Origin of the sequence: Streptomyces ochraceiscleroticus, from assembly GCF_000720485.1 — a bacterium.
Classification (GTDB): Bacteria; Actinomycetota; Actinomycetes; order Streptomycetales; family Streptomycetaceae; genus Streptomyces; species Streptomyces ochraceiscleroticus.
The window spans coordinates 183,801-200,385 of sequence record NZ_JOAX01000013.1; the positions used below are offsets into that span (position 1 = coordinate 183,801).

Genomic DNA, 16,585 nt, shown 5'->3' on the forward strand with positions numbered 1-16,585 from the left:
ACCACGCCTGCCTGTGTGCGCTCAGCCCCCGTTGCTCGCGGCCTTGTCCGAGTTGACCTGCTTGTGCACCGCCTGCGCGTACCACTGTTCGCGGACGAGCGGTTTCAGTTCACGGCGCACCCGCCAGGGAACGCCGAGACGAGTGGCCACATCCGTCGCCAGAGCGAGCCCCACGAGGACGCGCGAGCGGCGGTCGGGAACGCCGCGCTTCAGTGCGGCGTGGAAGGAAGCGAGCACCTGGCCGTGCAACCGGTGATCGCGGACGGGGTAGCGCCGGTACGGGAAGAGGCCGAGGGCGCGCCGCTCGTCCAGCCGGATCGCGCCGCGGGCGACGAGGGCGTCCACGGCGAGCCGCTCCGCACGCTCCCCGTTCCGGCGGAGCCACCGCTGAAGGTGCTCGCCCTTGCCCTTCCCCGCGGAGCCGAGGGAACCGGCGGTGAGGTCGTCGAGGAACTGGTCGAGCAAGGGCCGGCCCGTGGGCACCGGGCGCGGGACGACGATTCTGCCCCGCTCCTCGGCCACGCTGCCGTATCCCTCGAGCTCGGCCAGTACCGCGGCCGCCAGGCCGTAGCGGAGGTAACGGCGCTGGACGCGGAACCTGGAGCGCTCGGGGTGCAGGCCGAGGAGCAGCAGTTCTTCGGTCATCGTCAGCTCGGTGGCGGGAGGCGTCGTCATGGAGGAAAGGACGCGGTCCTGGTGATCACGGTTGCGACGGCGGTTGCGACGGTCACGGTGGTCAGGGGGCGTCAGGGTGCCTCGGAGCGGACGAGGATGACGGCGTAACGGCACTCTTCCGCGGTGTTGTTGGCGAAGGCGCGTGGGGCCGGGGCGCCGAGTTCGATCGTGTCGCCCGCTGCCAGCTCGTGCGTCTCGTCGTCCTCGTGGAAGGTGAGCCGGCCCTCCAGTACCCAGACGATCTGCTGCATGAAGGCGAACGCCGCGGCCGGATACGGTACGTGCGCACCAGCGGGCAGCCGGATCTCGGCGATCTCCGCGGGGAATCGCGGACCGGAGATCTGGCGGCGGCGGTACCCGGTGGCGGGGTCCCGCCACTCCGCGGCGGCGTCCACGAGCCCGGCGTCCTTACTGTTCCCGGCGTCCTCGCTGTCCCCGCCGTCCGCGGCGCCCTCCGCCATCGCGAGCAGCGACGAGACGCTGATGCGGAACGCGCCGGACAGCTTGCCGAGGACGACGGCGGTCGGGCTGCTCTCGCCGCGCTCGATCCGATGGACCATGGCGCGGGAGACGCCGGAGGCATCGGCCAGCTGCGCCAGGGTCCACCGGCGCCGCTCCCGCTCGGCACGTACCCGTGCCCCGATGCGGGTCACCAGAGGATCTACCATATTGGACATGGATCCAATATATGAGAAGGGGCAGGGAGCGGCGGTCGCGTTGGCGGAAGCGGCGACGGTGCGCCCGGCGCGGTCCGGTGACCTGGACGCCATTCTCGCCATTCGCAACGATGCGATCGAGAACTCGACCGCATTGTGGACGGACACGCTCCAGACGCCCGCCGAGGGCGCCGCCTGGCTCGCCGCCTTCCTGGACAAGGGCGCGGCATTCGTCGCCGAGCACGCGGGGGAGATCGTCGGCTTCGGGGTCTACGCGCCCTGGCGGACGCTGGAGGGCTTCCGGCACTCGGCGGAGAACTCCGTCTACGTCCGTACCGACCGCCATGGACTGGGCGTCGGCTCCGCGCTCCTGGACGTGCTCATCACCTCCGCGCGGGCGGCCGGCTACCACGTCATGATCGCCGACATCGAGTCGGGCAACGCCGCCTCGATCCGCCTGCACGAACGGTTCGGCTTTCAGGACGTCGGCACCGTGCGCGAGGTCGGCATCAAGTTCGGCCGGTGGCTGGACCTGACGATCATGCGCCTCGCCCTGTGACCACCCCTCGGCCGCGGCGCAGTCCACCCACTGCGGCGACGGCGAGGCAGCCGCTGATCGCGGCGATGGCGAGGCCGGTGCGGTGCAGGCCGCCGTCGGTGGAGTGGCTGCCGATGAGCAGGGCGAGCATCGCGGAGGCGAGGTTGGCGCCGACGTACTGCGCGGTGCGGTACAGCCCGCCCGCCGCACCCGCCTGGGCGGCCGGCGCGGCCTGGTAGACGGCGTTCTGGTTGGCCATCGAGTTGTAGCCGTTGGGGATGCCGAGCACCAGGCACAGCAGGACCAGCAGCCATACCGGGGAGGAGCCGGTGGGCAGGGCCAGCAGCAGCCCGCCCGCCGCGAGCACCACCGAACCGATCAGGAGCAGCGGGCCGGGCCCGCGCCTCTTCTGCACCCGGGTGGCGGTGAGCGTGGAGACGATGCCCATCAGGGCCAGCGGCAGCATCACCAGCCCGGCCCCGGAGGCGCCCAGGTCCCGGGACTCCTCCAGCCACTGCGGCAGGCCGTAGAAGATGCCGTAGTACGCGGTGTACGTCGCGATCGTCCGTACGTATGTGAAGGACAGCGCGCGGTTCGAGAGCAGCCGCAGGTCCAGGAACGGCACCGGGGCCCGCAGTGAGCGCCACACCGTGCACAGCGCGGCGACCACCGCGCCGCCCAGTGCCCACCAGTACGGCGACTGCGCGAGCGACAGCAGCCAGTACATGAGCAGGCCCATGGCCGCCACGAAGAGCAGCATCCCGGGGAGGTCCAGCTCCGAGATGGTGCGGCGCAGCGCACTGCTCTCGCGTACGGGGTCGGCGGGGGCCCACAGCAGGATGGCGATCGCGCCGATCACCGTCAGCGGCACGTTGGCCCAGAAGATGCCGGACCAGCCGAAGCCGCCGACCAGTACGCCGCCCAGCGTCGGGCCGAGCGCGACCATGACCTGGGAACACACGGTCAGCGCCGCCAGCGCGTTGTGCGAGTCGGCCCGCATCCGGTCGGCGGCGCGGCGGACCATGGCCAGTCCGCAGGGGTACTGCGCGGCGGTGCCGATGCCGATGACGACGCGGCAGGCGACCAGTGCGCCGACGGACGGGGCGAAGGGGGCGGCGAGCGAGGCCAGCGCGACCAGGGCCAGCCCGGCGAGCGACACCTTGCGCGGGCCGAGCGTGTCGGCCAGCCGCCCGGCGGCGGGCGCCGCCACGGCGGTGGCGAGATAGAGGCCGGAGACCAGCCAGGCGGTGGCGGGGCCGGCGCCGAAGTGCGCCTGGATGCCGACCAGGGCGACCGCGATCATCGAGGAGTTCAGCGGCTGCAGGATCGTGCCGAAGGCGATGGGACCGACCATGCGCTGCGGCAACTGGGGCCGGGCCTGAGGCGGTGCGGCACTCTGCTTGTCTTCAGCCTTGCTGTCTACTTGAGCGGTAGGTGTGTCGGGGGTTTCGGGGGAGGGGGGCACGGAACGGTCCATCAGTGTTCGGTGGGGGCGTCGGGGGCGGCGGCCAGGCGGTCCAGCAGGCGGGTGGTGAGCAGCAGCAGATCGCGTTCCACGTCGTTGAGTTGGGTCGCCATCGCGCGGGCCAGCCACACGTCCCGGCGCGCGCGATCGGCTCGGATCAACTCCCGGCCCTCGTCCGTGGGATGCAGCAGGGTCTGCCGTCCGTCCGCCGGGTCGGGGCGGCGCTCGACCAGCCCCAGCTCCACGAGCCTCGCCACCGGGCGGGCCATCGACTGCGGGGTGATGCGCTCCGCCGCGGCCAGTTCGCTCGCGGTCGCCGGGCCGTCGCGCTCCAGCCGCCCCAGTACCGCCATCGTGCCGAGCGTCAGCTCACCGGGCGGGCGCTGTGCCCTTAGCCGCCGCGCCACACGCATCAGGCTGTTGCGCAGTTCGACGGCCGCGTGATCGAGCTCTTCGCCGGAGGACATCTCTTCAGCATAGTTCAATAGATGAGCAGACGGCTTCCGATGCACCGGCCGAGCTGTGAAGATCAGCTACGCTGACCGCTGCCGGAGCGACCGCAGAGGGAGACATGCTCACCAAGCAGCGACTGATACAGGCCGGACTGACCGCGCTTCTCGTGGCGGGGCTCAGCGCCTGCGGAGCGGGAGCGGACGGCCACCGGGGGAGCGACGGCAGCGGCCACGGCACGGGGAAGAGCGCCCAGGACGCGCGCCCGCACTCGGACGACGTCACGGGGCTCCGCGCCGGCGTCCGCCACGTCACCAAGAAGACGGTCAAGGCCACTCGGCCGCACAAGGTGAAGAAGTGCGCGCCCGCCACGAAGCGCGTCAAGCACACCAAGCGCAGTGGCGGCAAGAAGAAGACGTGGTACACCACCGAGCGGTACGAGAAGTGCCGGAAGGTCCGGCAGGGCACGGAGACGTACCGGCGGATCGTCCGGCCGGAACGCTGGTGCGTGCAGCTCGACGACGTCAACGGCAGGGCCGGCAAGGACGACGTCTGGTACCGCGTCACCCACGCGACCTACACCACCGCGCTCGGCAAGGACGACCACGCCCGAATGCGCTTCACCCTGACCCGGACCGGCTGCTGAGTCCTGACACCGCCCCCTGCTGACCGCGGTCAGGCGTCAGTGTCAGGGATCGGTGCGCCGTGGGGCATCCCCTCGGCGACGTACGTGTCGTAGACCGGCCGCCAGGGCTCGGCAGTGGCGCCGTGCGGGCCGGCGGTCGCGCGCCCGGCGAGGTGCTTGTCGAGCTCGGCGAGGCAGACGGTCCAGCCCGCGGCGTTCCGGGCGGCGGCGTCGCGGGTCTCCAGCACGTTGAGCAGAGTGAGCGTGCAGCCGCCCGCGTCATTGGGCTCGACCTGGAGGTGTACCTCGTCGTCGCCCCAGGTGAAGGCCAGGGCGTGGGGTACTTCGTACCGCAGGACGGTGCCGGTGGTCGGCGCCGCGTGCGGGTCGCCGGAGAACTCGATCGCGCCTCCGGTCCTCGGTTCGAGCTTCACCTGGGACGGGAACCAGTGGGCCAGGCCCGCCGGTTCGGCCACGGCGGCCCACACCCGCTCGACCGGATACGGGCGGCTCCGCCGGAAGCGCACGGCCGGCCGTCCTTCGTGCTCGACGAAGCGTCCGCGTTCGACGTCGTCGCGCTCCCGCTCTCCGCCTTCTTCCATTCCCTGTGCCGCCATTTCCCGTTCCTCCATTTCTCGCTCCTGCCTTCTCCTCTCTCTCCTCGGATCGTGCGGAGAAGTTCTTGATGGCTTCTTCATAGGTTCTTCATCAGGGCGGTTCTAGATTCGGCGCGTCCGGCCCCGGTGGGCCGGGCGGTGGCCGAGGGATGAGGAGCGCAGGAATGGGTTCGCGTCGGTGGTTCGGGGGACGGTTGCTGGTCGGGGCGGTGTCGGTGGTGGCGCTGACGGTGACCGGCTGCGGGAGCGACGACGGCGGGGACGACATCGCGTCCGCCGGTAACGGCAAGACCGGCGCGAGCGCGACCAAGAGCGGCGCCGGTGAGCTGGCCGAGTACGTCGAGGGGCAGCGCAAGTGGGTCAAGTGCCTGCGTGACGCGGGACTCGACGTTCCCGACCCGGACGCCAAGGGCCGGGTCGACTTCGGCGACAACGCCAAGTGGAAGCGCGACCAGAAGGCCCTCCAGGCCCAGGAGAAGTGCGCTGACCTCAGCCTGCCCGTCCCCGACAGCGTCCAGAAGGAGCAGCAGCCCGAGCTCTCCAAGGAGGAGATCGGGAAGAACCGGGAGTACGCGACGTGCATGCAGGAGCACGGCGCTCCCGACTTCCCCGACACCGGTGAGGACGGCCACTTCCGCGACGTCCAGTGGGACTCGACGTCGGCGGGTGCGAAGCGGGCCGCGCGCAAGTGCGCCTCGATCATCGGCATCCCGGACAACGCGCCCACGCCCAAGGGCTGATGGGCAGAGCAGGGCAGGAAGCTGACGGGCAGGGGCAGGAATCCATGGACACGGGACGGGAATCGGAGAGCCGCGCCGACGGCCGGAGAGCCGGGCGGCGCAGGCGCGGCCCCGTGCTCGTGGGGACCGGGATACTCCTGGTCGCCGGGGTCAGTACGGTCGGCGCCCTCGGGCTGGGCGGGGGCGGCGCGGACGCCGGTCAAGCGGGGCAGAGCAGGAGCAGCCAGGCGGTACCGGTCACTCGTGGCACGCTGACCGACCAGACGGAGATCGACGGCCGGCTCGGCCACGGGCCCGAGGTCCCGTTCCCCGTCAAGGCGAAGGGAACGGTGACCTGGCTGCCCGAGACGGACCGGACGATACGACGCGGCGGGACCGTACTGCGCGTCGACGACCGCCCGGTGGTACTGCTGTACGGCAGCCTGCCCATGTACCGCGATCTGGGCATGGTGGAGCAGGAACCGGCGACCACGGGTGGCGGCGAAGCCGGCGGCAGTGGCGAAGGAGCCGAGGACGCCGACGGGACCAAAAACACCGACGGGGGCGCCGACGGGGCCAAGGGCGCCGACGGAGTCGATGACATCGACGGGGGCACCCCGCCCGGCCGGCAGCCCGCGCCGCCCGCCGCGCCGACCCCACTGCGGGGCATGGACGTCAAGCAATTCGAGACCAACCTCCAGGCCCTCGGTTACTCGGGCTTCACCGTGGATGACACGTACACCACACTGACCGCCGACGCAGTCAAGCGCTGGCAGAAGGACCTGGGTGTGCCGGGGACCGGCAAGGTCGACGCCGGTGACATCGTCTACGCGTCCGGTCCGGTACGGATCGCCGGCACCAGCGTGCGCGTCGGGGCCGAGGCCGCCGGCAGCCCGGTGAGCTACACCCGTACCTCCCGCATGGTCACCGTGGCCGCGCCCGCCGCCGACACCGACTGGGCACGACGGGGCAGCGAGGTCACCGTGGAACTCCCGGACGGGCGTTCGGTGCAGGGCAAGGTCGCGAGCGTGGGCAAGGACGCGTCCGCCGCCGAGGGCGAGGGGAATGCCGAAGGCGAGGACGGCGGTGACGACGCGGGAACGAAGGCGGCCACCGTGTCCGTGGTGATCACCTTCGACGACCAGGAGTCGCTGGGCAGGATGGAGAGCGGCCCGGTCACCGTGCGCTATGTGGTCGAGCAGCGCAAGGGTGTACTGACCGTTCCGGTCGCCGCCCTCGTCGCCCTGGCCGAGGGCGGTCACGGCCTGGAACTGGCCGACGGCAGTGGCAAAGGCGCCGACGGCGAAAACACCGACGGGGCAAGCCGTTTCGTACCCGTGAAGACCGGGCTGTTCGCCAACGGCCGGGTCGAGGTGAGCGGACCCGAGGTCCACGAGGGCATGAAGGTGAGGATCCCCAAGTGACCTCAGCGACCCGCTCTCCGGGCCCGCCGATGCCACAACCAGTCGCTCCCGTCATCGAGTTCGAGGGTGTGTCGAAGACCTACCCCGGCCATGTCACCGCGGTCGACGGCGTGGACCTGGTCATCGAGTACGGCGAACTGGCCTGCGTCGTCGGCCACTCCGGCTCGGGAAAGTCGACCATGCTGCATCTCATGGGCACCCTCGACCGGCCGTCCAGCGGCCGGGTCACCGTCGACGGCTACGCGATCGCCGAGCTGTCCGACCGGGAGGTCTCCGCACTGCGCGCGCAGCGCATCGGCTTCGTCTTCCAGCAGTTCCATCTGGCCGTGGGCGTACCGGTACTGGACACCGTCGCCGACGGGCTGCTGTACGCGGGCGTGCCGCTGCGCGAACGCCGGCGCAGGGCCGCGGACGCGTTGACCCGGGTGGGTCTCGACCACCGGATCGACCACCTTCCGCACCAGCTCTCCGGCGGCGAGCGGCAGCGGGCCGCGGTCGCCCGTGCCGTCATCGGCCGGCCGGCCCTGCTGCTCGCCGACGAGCCCACCGGCAATCTCGACTCGGCCTCCGGCGCCGCGGTACTGGAGCTGCTGCGCGACCTGCACACGGCCGGCACCACGGTGGTGGTCATCACCCACGACCGGGAGATGGCCACGGCCTTCGACCGGCGGGTGGAAATGCGCGACGGCCGGATCATCGCCGACAGCGGCCGCACCGACAGCGGCCGTACCGCCAGTGTCCGTACCGGCTCCGGGGAGGAGCGATGAGCCGCCGAGGCCGAGGGAGAGAGCGTACGACCTCGCTGCGTCCCGCCCGTCTGAGCCCTGCCGACATCGTCCGGCTCGGCGGGACCGGGCTGCGCACCCGGCCGCTGCGGGTCTTCCTGTCCGCGCTCGGGATCGCGATCGGGGTCGCCGCGATGGTCGCCGTCGTCGGCATCTCCAGCTCCAGCCGGGCCGAGGTCGACCGCAGGCTCGACGCGCTGGGCACCAACATGCTGCGCGTCGCCCCCGGCCAGACCCCCGACGGCCGCAAGACCCGCCTCCCCGAGGAGGCGGTGCCCATGATCCGGCGGATCGGGCCCGTGCAGCAGGTGGCGGCGGTCGGCGTGCTGGACGGCGCCGCGGTCTACCGCAACGCACATGTGCCCGTGGGGCGGACGAGCAGCGTCCAGGTGGCGGCGGCCGAGCCGCGGCTGCTCCCGGCGATCGGCGGCAGCGTCCGTACGGGCCGGTGGCTCGCGTCGGCGACCGAGGAGTATCCGGCGGTGGTACTCGGCGCCGAGGCGGCCCGGCGGCTGGACGCGTACACGCCCGGAATGCGGCTGTGGCTGGGCGGCAAGTGGTTCTCGCTCGTGGGCGTGCTCGAACCGGCGCCGCTCGCCCCGGAGATCGACAGTTCGGCGCTGATCGGGTGGCAGGCGGCGCGGACGTACCTGCGCTTCGACGGCCATCCGTCGACCGTGTACGTACGTGCCCGGAACGACCGCGTGACGGCGGTACGCGACGTCCTCGCGGCCACCGCGAATCCGGCGCAGCCGAACGAGGTGCTGGTCTCCCGGCCCTCCGACGCGCTGGCAGCGCGGGAGGCCACCGAGTCCGCGCTGACCGGGCTGCTGCTCGGCCTCGGCGGGGTCGCGCTGCTGGTGGGCGGCGTCGGGGTGGGCAACACCATGGTCATCTCGGTGCTCGAACGCCGCCCGGAAATCGGTCTGCGCCGCGCGCTGGGCGCCACCAGCGGCCAGATCCGCGGCCAGTTCGTCGCCGAGTCGCTGCTGCTGTCCGCGCTGGGCGGCCTCGGCGGGACGGTACTCGGTACGGCGATCACCGCCGCGTACGCATACGTACGGGACTGGCCGACCGAGGTACCGGTGTGGGCCGCCGGTGCCGGCATCGCCGTCACGCTGCTGATCGGCGCGACGGCGGGCCTCTATCCGGCGGTACGGGCCGGCCGGCTCTCCCCGACCGAGGCGCTCGCGGGGTCGTGACGGCCGGCCGAGGCGCTCGCGGGGTCGTGACCGGCGACGGATGAACGCCGTGAGCGGCTCAGTCGGCAGGCATCGGCCCCGCGGGCAGCGTCACCGTGAAGACCGTCCCCACCCCCACCGTGCTCTCCACCTCGATCGTCCCCCGGTGGTCGCGCACGATCTGCCGGGCGATGGACAGGCCCAGGCCGCTGCCGCCGGTGGCGCGTCCGCGGGCCGCGTCCGCGCGCCAGAAGCGGTCGAAGAGGTGCGGCAGGTCCTTCGCCGGTATGCCCGTGCCGGTGTCGCGGACCTGGAGGACCGCCAGGTCGTCGCGGGAGGCCAGCGCCAGGGTGACCGTGCCGCCCGGCGCCGTGGCCCGTATCGCGTTGCCGACCAGATTGCCGATGACCTGGCGCAGCCGGTCGGCGTCGGCGACCGTGTACGTCCGCCGCGGTGCCGCCACGTCCAGCGCGACACCCGCGCTCTCGGCCTGCGCGCGGTGGGCGGTGCGGCAGGTCTCCAGCAGGTCGCGCAGTTCGACATCGGCGCGGTGGTAGGTGAGCGCGCCTGCCTCGGCCAGCGCCAGGTCCTGCAAGTCGTCCACGATCCGCTGCTGCAGCATCGCCTCCTCGTGGAGGGACGCGAGGAGTTCGGGCGTCGGCTCCACGACCCCGTCCTGCAGCGCCTCCAGGTAGCCGCGCAGGTTGGCCAGGGGAGTGCGCAGCTCGTGCGCGATGTCGCCGGTGAGGCGGCGCTGGCGTTCCTCGCCGGCCTGGAGGGAGTCGGCCATCCGGTTGAAGGCGCGCCCCAGTTCGGCGATCTCGTCCCGCCCGGAGACCGGCACCCGCTGCCCCAGCTCGCCGTCTCCGAGCCCCCGGGCGGCCAGCGTCAGGGCGCGGATCGGCCGCAGTACCGCCCTGCTCAGCAGCAGCGCGCCGAGGATGGCCGCGAGGGCGACCCCGACCGCGACGGCCACCGTGGGCGCGGCGGCCAGGGTGGGCGGGGATTCGTCGCGGACCCCGAGGCGGACCTGGAGCCGCGGTGGTGCGGCAGCGCCGATCCGCTCGTCGAAGGTCCGCTGCAGGCAGGTGGTGAACCGCCGTTCGGTCTCGCACTTCTGGACCGCCGCGTGGTCCTGGGAGGCTTTGGGGTCGGATGCCGCCGCAGGCTGTTCGCACTGTGCCGGCGCCTTGCCGTCCGTACTGATGCGGGGAACGCCGATGCTGTTCGGCCGGGCCGTCACCTTGGCCCCGGCCCGGGTCAGGCAGGCCGCATAGGCCGCGGCCGCCCGGTACTCGCCGATCGCCGTGACCGTGCGCTTGACCGAGGCCAGCGGTACCTGGTCCGTCGGCAGCCGCAGTGTGGGGCGCGGGTCGACCAGGACCGGGGGCTGCCGGCTCACCGCGCGCGGCTCGCGGCCCGTGAGGGCGTCGGAGTCGGCGAGCAGCTCGTCGGCCTCGGTGGCGACCCAGACGCGCTGGCCGGTGTCCTTCGCCAGCCGGCTCACCGTGGGGGAGATGCCTTCCCAGGTGCCGTGCGCGAAGCCGTAGGAGTACAGCTCACCCGTGATCCGGGAGACCACCTGCCGTCCGGCGGTGACGGAATCGGCGGCCTGCCGCGTCGCCTGACGCCAGGTCAGCCAGGCGGTCGCCGTCGTGGCGGCCATCGCGACGAGCATCAGCAGGGCGAGCGCCCGCAGCCGGAAACTCACCGTGCCGCCCCTTCCGGGCCGGGCTGCCCGGCCGCCAGCCGGTAACCCCGTCCGTACACCGTCTCCACATACCGCGGGCCGTCGGGGCCGCCCGCCTTCTCCAGCTTCCGCCGGAGGTTCATCACATGCGCGTCGACCGTGCGCTCCAGGACGTTCTGATCGAACCCGAAGACCCGGTCGATGATCTGGGCTCTCGTGAACGCCCGGCCGGGCTCGCCCGCGAGCACGGTCAGAATGGCGAACTCCTTGCCGGTCAGCACGACCGGCTCCCCGGCCACCCGCACCTCGAAACGCGCGGTGTCGACCTCCAGGTCCCCGACCGTGAGCACGGTGGGCTCCGTACGCCCCGCCGCCTTCGCCCGCCGTAACAACGCCCGGACCCGCGCGGTCAGTTCCCGCGGGCTGTACGGCTTGGTCATGTAGTCGTCGGCCCCGAGGTCCAGCCCCAGCAGCATGTCCTCCTCCGTGGTGCGCGCGGTGAGCAGCAGGATCGGCACCTGCGACTCGGCGCGCAGGATGCGGCACACGTCGAGTCCGTCGACGTTCGGCATCATCACGTCGAGCACGATGAGGTCGGGCCGGGAGGAGCGGGCCCGGTCCACGGCGGCGCGGCCGTCGCCCACGACCTGGACCTCGTTCCCCTCCCGCTCCAGGTAGAGCCGGATCAGGCGGGCCTGTTTCACGTCGTCCTCGGCGACCAGTATGCGAGCGCTCAACGTGCCTCTCCTCACGTGATGTGCCAATTTGTGCGCCCGTAGCGCCTTTTCGGCCTCTGGGACACCCGAAATCGGTCACTCCGGGGCGGAATGCTTTCTTCGCCATGTTCAGAACAGGATCGTACTAACGCCACGTGCATCCCATGCGATGCAGTGGTCACTGCTCTTGACCCAAGCCACCCGGCAAACAGGAGCGGTGCCAACCAGCGGTGACAACAAAAGAATGCAACTGGGGGATTTTATGAAGCGTCGACTCGCAGCCGTTCTGCCCGCCATCGCGGCGGTGGCCGTCTGCCTTCCGTTCACTCTCTCCACTCCGGCGGTGGCCGCCGCGTCCTGCGGAAAGACCGCCGCCGACAAGGACGGAAGCGCCTGGAACGCCACCGCGAGCGGTGCCAACGAGCGCAGCGGGTCCAGCACCGGCTGTGCGAGCAACGGCATCGCCTACTCCGGCCACCGGCTCGACTACCACTGCTACACGGTGGCCGGCGACTACACCTGGACGTACCTCAGAAATGACAGCACGGGTACCTCCGGCTGGGTCCGTGACGACCTGCTGAGCGACTACGGCTCCAGCGTGTACTGCGGCTTCTGATCGCACCGCACCATGCAGTCAGGGGCGGCCCCGCCGGGGCCGCCCCTCCCTGTTCACGACAGCTTTGTCCAGAACAGCTCTGGTTCAGGAGAGCGTGCGCACCGCCCGGCGGACCTCCGTCGCGACGGGACCGGGGAGCGGGGCGTAGTGCAGTGCCGCGAGGCGCTTCTGGCCCTCGGGGCCCGCGGTGAAGGTCAGGAACGACTTCAGGACCGGCAGGGAAGCCGCCTGGTTCCCCTCGTCGCAGACGAGCTCGTACGTCATCAGGACGATCGGGTACGCGCCGGGCTTCGGCGCGGCGTAGTCGAACGCCAGCGTCTTGTCCTTGCCCTTGCCCACGATCTCGGCGGCGCCGATGCCGGCCGAGGCCGTCTCCGTCGTGGGCGCCACCGGCTCGCCGGCGCCCGTGTCGATGCTGACCGTAGTGATCTTGTGGGCGGCGGCGAAGGACAGCTCGAAGTAGCCGATGGCCCCGCTGGAGGAGGACACCTGGGCCGCGACGCGGGAGGAACCGGTCGCGGCGCCACCGCCCTTGCCCTGCCACGCCTTCCCGGCGGAGTGCGGCCAGTCCTCGGACGCGGCGCCGGCCAGGTACTCCTGGAAGTTCTGGGTCGTGCCCGAGTCGTCCGAGCGGTGCATCGGCCGGATGGGGAGAGACGGCAGCTTCGTGCCGGGGTTCAGCTTCCGGATGGCCGGGGCGTCCCAGGTTGTGATGCGCGAATCGAAGATCTTCGCCAGAGTCGGCGCGTCCAGTACGAGATGGTCCACGCCCGGCAGGTGGAAACCGATGGCGACGGGGCCGCCGGCCATCGGCAGATGGATCGCCCGGCCGCCCCGGCAGACCTCCCGCGACCACTCGATCTCCTGCTTGCTCAGCACCCCGTCGGTGGCGCCGAACGCGGTCGCGCCCCGCTGGAACTGCGCGACCCCGGCACCCGACCCCAGCGGGTTGTAGGCGATCTGCGCGTCCGGACAGGCCCGCTGGTACGCGTCGATCCAGTGCTCCATGGCGCTCTGCTGCGCCGTCGAGCCGGAGCCGCGCGCCTTGCCCTGACCTGCGCAGTCGATGCCGGTGGGCACCGGCTCGGGGGACCGGCGGCTCTGGTCTGCCTCATCGGTGGCCTGCGCCCCGCACCCGGCGAGCAGCAGGGCGCCCGCACTGGCCACGGTGAGCAGAGTGCTCCATCGGCTCCTACGCCTGATACGGACCCGACGTCGGCTTTGCACTCTTTTTCCCCTCACGCGCCACACTCATCTCGACACAACGAACTGCACGTGAATGCTCGCTGATCTTTCGTGCGAGATGAGTGTCGCGCGGGCGAACAGAAGGTGATGTCTGGATCACGGCCAGGTGAACACGGCCGTGCGGGCCATTGCTACGGCAGCCCGTGGACGTGCGGGCCGACCGCGCTGGACCAGGCGTTACCCGCGGTCGCGTCCCAGTTCGTCGACCAGGTCATGGCGCCGCGCAGCCCCGGGTAGGCCTTCGCGGGCCTGAAGGTGCCGCAGCCGGTGCCCTTGGTGAGGCAGTCCAGGGCGGCGTTGACGACGCTCGGCGCGACGTATCCGCTGCCCGCGCCCCGCGTGGAGGCGGGCACGCCGATCCCCACCTGGGAGGGGTCGAGGCCGCCCTCGAGCTGGATGCAGGCCAGCGCGGTCAGGAAGTCCACCGTCCCCTGGGAGTAGACCTTGCCGTCGCAGCCGAGCATCGACCCGCTGTTGTAGTACTGCATGTTGACGACGGTCAGGATGTCCTTGACGTTCAGCGCCGTCTTGAAATAGCTCCCCGACGTCGACTGCATGTCGATGGTCTGCGGGGCCATCGTGAGGACGAGCCTGTCACCCGCCTTCTGCGACAGGGCGCGCAGCGCCTGCGTCATGTAGGTGGGGTTGAGGCCGTTCTCCAGGTCGATGTCGACGCCGTTGAAGCCGTACTCCTGCATCAGCGCGTACACGCTGTTCGCGAAGTTCGCCGCCGAGGCCGCGTCGTTGACGGAGACGGTGCCCTTCTCGCCGCCGATCGAGATGATCACCGACTTGCCGGCCGCCTGCTTGGCCTTGATGTCCGCCTTGAACTGGTCGACGGTGTAGCCGTTCAGGCCCGCGGTGTCGAGGTGGAAGTCGACCGCGCCCGGTGTGCTGGTGGCGTCGGCGAAGGAGACCGCGATGATGTCGTACTGGCCCGGCACGTCACTGATCTTCTGGACGGTCGCGCCGTTGTTGAAGTTCTGCCAGTAGCCGGTGACCGCGTGCTTGGGCACCGCCGGGTTGCCGCCGGGCCCGCCGTCGGCGGACGTGGTGCCGGTGACCTCGGCGGACCTGGCGGACTCGCCGGCCGCGTTGGTCGCCGCGACCTGGAAGCGGTACGCGGTGGACGGGCTCAGGCCGGTCACGGTCGCGGAGGTGCCGCTGACGGACTGCGCCCTGGCGCCGTCGCGGTAGACGGTGTATCCGGTGGCGTCCTTGGCGGCGTTCCAGGTCAGGGCGATGGAGGACGGCGTCACGGAGCCGACGGCGAGGCCCGTCGGGGTCGCGGGTATGCCCGGAACCGGATCGGTGCCGCCACCGCCGTCGGGCCCGAAGACACTGACGTCGTCGGCGAAGTAGGCGGGCTGGCCGTACCAGCCGTGGGTGTAGACGGTCACGGAGGTGGTGTTCGGCCCGGTGGTGAAGCCGGTGCTGAGCTGCTGCCAGCTGGATCCGCCCTGCGTCCAGGTCGAGACGTCGGTGGTTCCGGTGCCGGATGCGCCGAGGTACACGTACGAGCCCTGGACGTACGCGCTGAGCCGGTACGTCGAGCCGGGCCTGACCGCGACCGTCTGCGCGCACTTGGCGTGGTCGGAGCCGGCGGGGGTGGCCTTCAGGGCGCTCGTGCCGCTGTGCACGGGGCTCGCGACGGTCGTGCCGCTGCCGTTCGTGCACGTCCAGTTGCTCAGTCCGGACTCGTAGCCGGCGTTCTTGGCGACGTTGACGTCGGCCTGTGGGGCGAGGACGGTCTGGGTGGCGGCCGTCTGCGCGGCGACCGCCGGCGCGCCGCTCGTCGTGCAGAGGAAGGCCGCGACGGTGGCGAGGAGGGTCGTGAGCCGGCGTCTGTGCCGGCCGGGTCTGACATCTGCGGTACGGGGCATGACTGTTTCCGGTGCGGAAGAGGCGAACCTGGGCACGTACGGGACGGTGGCCACCGTGTCTGCGCTAAAAATGGTTCAGACCAATGCCGTTGTCAAGGGTCACGGCGAGGGCGGCACGCTCCTCCGCGGCCGGGGTGCCACGTCCTGCGGGAAGGTCAGCGTGGAGCCCATCCACTGCATCGCGGGCGTGATCTCCTGTCGCCAGGTCGTGAAGTGGTGGCTGCCCCGGGGCAGGATGATCGAGTCGACGGTCATCGGCGGCCTGGCCGCGCGCACGAACCGCATCGTGTCGGCGTACCCGGGCTCGCCCTGCCGGCTGCTGGCCACCAGTGCGGAGATCCGGGGCGCCGGGAGGTGCTTCAGCCGCCAGAGCAGGTCGTGTTCGCGCCGGCGCTGTGCGGCCTGCGGCCCGGAGCCGAAGAGGCTGCCGGTGGTCAGGTCGTCCTCGACGCGGTAGTCGGCGGAGAGCGCGGCCGCCGAGGTGTAGACGCCGGGATTGCGCAGGGCGAGTTCGAGGGCGCAGGTGCCGCCGGAGGAGTACCCGAGGGCTCCCCAGGCGCTGGGATCGTGGCCGACGCGGTAGGCCGACTTCAGGGCCTCCGGCAGGTCCCTGGTGAAGAACGTCTCGGCCTGCGGCCCGCCGGGCACGTCCACGCACTGGGTGTCACGCGGGGGTGCGATGGTCGGCCGGATCATCACCACGACGGTCGGCGGCATCTTGCGCCGGGCGATCAGCCGCCCTGCGGTCTGCGGCACCTGCAGGTACTGCGCGAGGTTCATGATGCCGCCGGGATAGCCGCTGATCGTGACGATGACGGGGAAGCGCTGGCGGCGGAACTGGCGCTGGAAGTACTGCGGCGGCAGATAGACGAAGGCCGGATTCACCACCCTGGTACGGCGCCCCATGATCCGTACGGATTCCACCTTGCCGGCCTTCTCCGGCGGCCCGGCGGGCAGCCCCTGCACCCGGTCCAGCCCCTGCGGCCCGGCGGCCTGCACCAGCCCGCCCCGCACCCCGGCGGTCACGTCCCGGCCGCCGTGCCGGATGACCGACACTGGCGCCTGCTCGTTGCGTCCCAGCAGCTCGTCCCACGAACCGTAGAACTCGAAGGCCGAGTTGACGCCCAGGGCCAGCGCGCAGACGATCGCGAGCTGGGTGACGGCGATGGACGCGAGCCGGCCCAGCACGGGCCGGAGACCGCGCCCGGCCAGCCGGGGCCAGCCCCACACCGTGAGGACCACACAGAGGACGGCGGCCACCACCACCGCGTATTCGAGCGCCTGGCTGGTCAGCCCCATG

General features: G+C 71.7%; 17 protein-coding genes. 7 read left to right on the forward strand and 10 right to left on the reverse strand.

The window, feature by feature from the left end:
- Positions 1–21: 21 nt before the first annotated feature.
- The gene (locus tag IG84_RS0118095; protein ID WP_031058060.1) at positions 22–675 is read right to left on the reverse strand and encodes a GOLPH3/VPS74 family protein; all 654 of its coding nucleotides are present in this window, start codon (positions 673–675) and stop codon (positions 22–24) included.
- A gap of 71 nt (positions 676–746) precedes the next feature.
- Positions 747–1,352 carry a helix-turn-helix domain-containing protein gene (locus IG84_RS0118100; RefSeq protein ID WP_037800449.1) on the reverse strand — a complete coding sequence of 202 codons (606 nt, stop codon included), beginning with the start codon at positions 1,350–1,352 and terminating at the stop codon, positions 747–749.
- On the opposite strand from IG84_RS0118100, the gene IG84_RS0118105 reads away from it, so the two are divergent.
- On the forward strand, positions 1,351–1,890 hold the full coding sequence (locus tag IG84_RS0118105) for a GNAT family N-acetyltransferase (protein ID WP_031058066.1): 540 nt from the start codon (positions 1,351–1,353) through the stop codon (positions 1,888–1,890). The two genes, IG84_RS0118100 and IG84_RS0118105, sit on opposite strands and share 2 nt — an antisense overlap.
- On the opposite strand, the gene IG84_RS0118110 is transcribed toward IG84_RS0118105, so the two are convergent.
- The gene (locus IG84_RS0118110) at positions 1,871–3,223 is read right to left on the reverse strand and encodes an MFS transporter (RefSeq protein ID WP_211266476.1); all 1,353 of its coding nucleotides are present in this window, start codon (positions 3,221–3,223) and stop codon (positions 1,871–1,873) included. The two genes, IG84_RS0118105 and IG84_RS0118110, sit on opposite strands and share 20 nt — an antisense overlap.
- Positions 3,224–3,345: 122 nt before the next feature.
- Positions 3,346–3,801 carry a MarR family winged helix-turn-helix transcriptional regulator gene (locus IG84_RS0118115; protein ID WP_031058071.1) on the reverse strand — a complete coding sequence of 152 codons (456 nt, stop codon included), beginning with the start codon at positions 3,799–3,801 and terminating at the stop codon, positions 3,346–3,348.
- 104 nt (positions 3,802–3,905) lie between these two features.
- Here IG84_RS0118115 and IG84_RS0118120 point away from each other — a divergent pair, with 104 nt between their 5' ends.
- Positions 3,906–4,430 (forward strand): hypothetical protein, encoded by a 525-nt coding sequence (locus tag IG84_RS0118120; protein ID WP_031058073.1) that lies wholly within the window; start codon positions 3,906–3,908, stop codon positions 4,428–4,430.
- A gap of 29 nt (positions 4,431–4,459) precedes the next feature.
- Here IG84_RS0118120 and IG84_RS0118125 read toward each other — a convergent pair whose 3' ends face one another.
- A complete protein-coding gene (locus IG84_RS0118125) occupies positions 4,460–5,041 on the reverse strand; it encodes an SRPBCC family protein (RefSeq protein ID WP_245659392.1) in 582 nt (193 codons plus the stop codon).
- Between the two features lie 149 nt (positions 5,042–5,190).
- On the opposite strand from IG84_RS0118125, the gene IG84_RS0118130 reads away from it, so the two are divergent.
- Genes IG84_RS0118130 through IG84_RS0118145 form a run of 4 tightly spaced genes read left to right on the forward strand, consistent with a single transcriptional unit; the run spans position 5,191 to position 9,156 of the window.
- Entirely contained in the window at positions 5,191–5,766 is a 576-nt protein-coding gene (locus tag IG84_RS0118130; protein ID WP_037800451.1) for a regulator of G-protein signaling domain-containing protein, read from the forward strand.
- Between the two features lie 44 nt (positions 5,767–5,810).
- Positions 5,811–7,169, forward strand: coding sequence for a peptidoglycan-binding domain-containing protein (locus tag IG84_RS0118135; RefSeq protein ID WP_051861917.1), 1,359 nt, complete (start codon positions 5,811–5,813; stop codon positions 7,167–7,169).
- A 29-nt stretch (positions 7,170–7,198) separates the two neighbouring features.
- Positions 7,199–7,936, forward strand: coding sequence for an ABC transporter ATP-binding protein (locus tag IG84_RS0118140; RefSeq protein WP_031058083.1), 738 nt, complete (start codon positions 7,199–7,201; stop codon positions 7,934–7,936).
- Positions 7,933–9,156, forward strand: coding sequence for an ABC transporter permease (locus IG84_RS0118145; RefSeq protein ID WP_031058084.1), 1,224 nt, complete (start codon positions 7,933–7,935; stop codon positions 9,154–9,156). Before IG84_RS0118140 ends, IG84_RS0118145 begins: the two co-directional genes overlap by 4 nt.
- A 58-nt stretch (positions 9,157–9,214) precedes the next feature.
- Here IG84_RS0118145 and IG84_RS0118150 read toward each other — a convergent pair whose 3' ends face one another.
- Positions 9,215–10,846, reverse strand: a complete 1,632-nt coding sequence (locus tag IG84_RS0118150; RefSeq protein WP_031058087.1) for a sensor histidine kinase — start codon at positions 10,844–10,846, stop codon at positions 9,215–9,217.
- A complete protein-coding gene (locus tag IG84_RS0118155) occupies positions 10,843–11,562 on the reverse strand; it encodes a response regulator transcription factor (RefSeq protein WP_031058088.1) in 720 nt (239 codons plus the stop codon). Before IG84_RS0118155 ends, IG84_RS0118150 begins: the two co-directional genes overlap by 4 nt.
- Before the next feature lie 241 nt (positions 11,563–11,803).
- Here IG84_RS0118155 and IG84_RS0118160 point away from each other — a divergent pair, with 241 nt between their 5' ends.
- Positions 11,804–12,157, forward strand: a complete 354-nt coding sequence (locus tag IG84_RS0118160) for a hypothetical protein (RefSeq protein WP_031058089.1) — start codon at positions 11,804–11,806, stop codon at positions 12,155–12,157.
- A gap of 84 nt (positions 12,158–12,241) precedes the next feature.
- Here IG84_RS0118160 and pstS read toward each other — a convergent pair whose 3' ends face one another.
- The 3 genes from pstS to IG84_RS0118175 all read right to left on the reverse strand — a co-directional run bounded on the left by pstS (position 12,242) and on the right by IG84_RS0118175 (position 16,584).
- A complete protein-coding gene (gene pstS, locus IG84_RS0118165) occupies positions 12,242–13,324 on the reverse strand; it encodes a phosphate ABC transporter substrate-binding protein PstS (protein WP_245659393.1) in 1,083 nt (360 codons plus the stop codon).
- Between the two features lie 209 nt (positions 13,325–13,533).
- On the reverse strand, positions 13,534–15,285 hold the full coding sequence (locus IG84_RS0118170) for a chitinase (RefSeq protein ID WP_031058092.1): 1,752 nt from the start codon (positions 15,283–15,285) through the stop codon (positions 13,534–13,536).
- A 99-nt stretch (positions 15,286–15,384) separates the two neighbouring features.
- On the reverse strand, positions 15,385–16,584 hold the full coding sequence (locus tag IG84_RS0118175; RefSeq protein WP_051861918.1) for an alpha/beta hydrolase: 1,200 nt from the start codon (positions 16,582–16,584) through the stop codon (positions 15,385–15,387).
- Between the last annotated feature and the right edge of the window lies 1 nt (position 16,585).